Source organism: Pseudoalteromonas sp. BSi20439, from assembly GCF_000241165.1.
In the GTDB taxonomy this organism is placed as follows: domain Bacteria; phylum Pseudomonadota; class Gammaproteobacteria; order Enterobacterales; family Alteromonadaceae; genus Pseudoalteromonas.
The window spans coordinates 1-1,230 of the sequence record NZ_BADW01000199.1 but is presented as its reverse complement, the minus strand read 5'-3'; the positions used below and the strand labels follow the sequence as shown (position 1 = coordinate 1,230).

General features: G+C 52.1%; 1 rRNA gene. It reads right to left on the bottom strand.

The window, feature by feature from the left end:
- Positions 1-1,230: ribosomal RNA gene (locus P20439_RS15505) — 23S ribosomal RNA — on the bottom strand; the annotation flags it as partial.

The window sequence follows — 1,230 nt, the reverse complement described above, 5'->3', positions numbered from 1 at the left end:
TCATCTCGAGGCCTGCTTCGCGCTTAGATGCTTTCAGCGCTTATCAGTTCCGAACGTAGCTACCGGGCAATGCCATTGGCATGACAACCCGAACACCAGCGGTTCGTTCACTCCGGTCCTCTCGTACTAGGAGCAACCCCTCTCAATTCTCAAACGCCCACGGCAGATAGGGACCGAACTGTCTCACGACGTTCTAAACCCAGCTCGCGTACCACTTTAAATGGCGAACAGCCATACCCTTGGGACCGACTTCAGCCCCAGGATGTGATGAGCCGACATCGAGGTGCCAAACACCGCCGTCGATATGAACTCTTGGGCGGTATCAGCCTGTTATCCCCGGAGTACCTTTTATCCGTTGAGCGATGGCCCTTCCATTCAGAACCACCGGATCACTATGACCTACTTTCGTACCTGCTCGACGTGTCTGTCTCGCAGTTAAGCTGGCTTCTACCATTACACTAACCGTACGATGTCCGACCGTACTTAGCCAACCTTCGTGCTCCTCCGTTACTCTTTGGGAGGAGACCGCCCCAGTCAAACTACCCACCAGGCACTGTCCGTAACCCCGATTCAGGGGCCAACGTTAGAACATCAAAACTACAAGGGTGGTATTTCAAGGACGACTCCACAAAAACTAGCGTCTCTGCTTCTAAGTCTCCCACCTATCCTACACATGTAGGTTCAATGTTCAGTGCCAAGCTGTAGTAAAGGTTCACGGGGTCTTTCCGTCTAGCCGCGGGTACACAGCATCTTCACTGCGATTTCAATTTCACTGAGTCTCGGGTGGAGACAGCGTGGCCATGGTTACACCATTCGTGCAGGTCGGAACTTACCCGACAAGGAATTTCGCTACCTTAGGACCGTTATAGTTACGGCCGCCGTTTACCGGGGCTTCGATCAAGAGCTTCTCCGAAGATAACCCCATCAATTAACCTTCCGGCACCGGGCAGGTGTCACACCGTATACGTCATCTTGCGATTTTGCACAGTGCTGTGTTTTTAATAAACAGTCCCAGCCACCTGGTCACTGCGGCTCCAATCAGCTTAGAGAGCAAGTCTCATCACCAATCGGAGCGTACCTTCTCCCGAAGTTACGGTACGATTTTGCCTAGTTCCTTCACCCGAGTTCTCTCAAGCGCCTTAGTATTCTCTACCTGACCACCTGTGTCGGTTTGGGGTACGATTCGGTATAATCTGAAGCTTAGAGGCTTTTCCTGGAAGTATGGCATCA